The sequence below is a fragment of the Streptomyces sp. NTH33 genome, assembly GCF_003236365.1.
Taxonomy (GTDB): Bacteria; Actinomycetota; Actinomycetes; order Streptomycetales; family Streptomycetaceae; genus Streptomyces.
Genome location: NZ_POTZ01000876.1, coordinates 1 through 1,434, shown reverse-complemented (window position 1 = coordinate 1,434; position 1,434 = coordinate 1). Strand labels below are relative to the sequence as shown.

3 protein-coding genes are annotated in these 1,434 nt (G+C 70.4%); all 3 read left to right on the top strand.

The window, feature by feature from the left end:
* Positions 1-3: 3 nt before the first annotated feature.
* Positions 4-150, top strand: a complete 147-nt coding sequence (locus C1I97_RS37180) for an SDR family NAD(P)-dependent oxidoreductase (protein ID WP_441349197.1) — start codon at positions 4-6, stop codon at positions 148-150.
* Positions 151-166: 16 nt separating this feature from the next.
* The gene (locus C1I97_RS37175) at positions 167-931 is read left to right on the top strand and encodes a bestrophin-like domain (RefSeq protein WP_111007275.1); all 765 of its coding nucleotides are present in this window, start codon (positions 167-169) and stop codon (positions 929-931) included.
* Positions 932-1,133: 202 nt separating this feature from the next.
* Positions 1,134-1,434, top strand: a 301-nt coding sequence (locus C1I97_RS37170) for a hypothetical protein (protein WP_111007274.1), incomplete at its 3' end; no start/stop codon positions are given.

Sequence of the window (1,434 nt, the reverse complement as noted above, 5' to 3'; positions counted from 1 at the left end):
CTGATGCTGCCGCGCGGCTACGGACGGATCGTGCACATCGCCTCCGTGGCGGGCAAGGAGGGCAACCCGCAGATGGCGGCCTACTCGGCCTCGAAGGCAGGGGTGATCGGGATGGTCAAGGCCGCCGTCGCCGTGCTCCGCCCACGCTGACCCCTGGAGGAACCCGTTGTCGGAATGGCTTGTTCTCGTCCTGGCGATGCTGGCCGCCTGCGCGGTGGTCGTCGTCATCACCCTCGTGCGGCACCGTACGAAGGCCGAGGACGACGATCCCACCGAGACCCCGGACGTCATCGAGTACATGACGATGTGGATCGGCGTGGTGTACGCCATCGTCCTGGGCCTGGCCATCGCCGGCGTCTGGGAGGCACGTGTCGCCGCCCAGGACCACGTCCAGGCGGAGGCCCAGGCGCTGCACGAGATCTCCGAGCGCGTCCGCGTCTACCCGCCCGACGTCCGCGACCGGATCCGCGGCGACGTCGACGCCTACGTCGGACACGTCGTCACCACCGAGTGGAAGACCATGGCCGACCACGGCCGGGTCACCGGGAGGGGCGACGAACTGCTCGCCCGCGTCCGCGCCGACGTCACCGACTACCAGCCGAAGTCGGACTTCGAGGCACAGGCCTACCAGCCGCTGGTGGACCAGGTGGCCGCCGCCGCCCAGGCCCGCACCGCACGTGCCGACTCCACCGGACCGACGATGCCGGGCGTGGTGTGGTTCGGGCTGCTCTCGGGGGCCGTCGTCACCATCGGAATGGTGTTCGCGCTGCAGATCCGGCGTACGACACGGGAACTGGTCCTCGCGGGGCTGTTCTCCGCGCTGATCGCCTTCCTGCTCTTTCTGATCTGGGACTTCGACGCCCCCTACAGCCGCGGGGTGTCGACGACGGCCGGTCCCTTCCTGGCCCTGTTCCCGCATCTCACCGGTTGACGGACCGACGGGCTGACGGGTCCTCAGTCCCGTCCCCCGACCGCGGGAACGCCGTCCCCTGTGCAGCCCACAGCGTTGCCCCGTTCGCCCGGGTGCGATCGCGCCGCGGCGCACATCTCCCTAGCGTTTCGATCATCGAGGTGCATTTCCGGCACAGGCGGAAAGGGTCCGCGGCTGCTCCTCGGGGACCGGAGGATTCACCATGCGCGTAATACGAGCCATTTCGGCCGCACTGCTGGGGCTCGGCGCTCTCACCTTCTCCGCACCGGCCGCCGTCGCCAGCGGCGGTGACGGCCACTCCTACGGCGGTGGCGACAGCCGCTCCTACGGGGGCGGAGGCGGTGACGAGGGCCGTTACGGCGAAGGTGGCCGTTCCCACGGTGGCGGAGGCGGCTACGGCGGCGGAGGTGGATACGGCCGCTCCGACGGCGGAGATGACGACGAGGACCGTTACGGCGGTCGCGGAGGACACAGGCCGGAGCACTTCCGGCATGGCGTCCGGG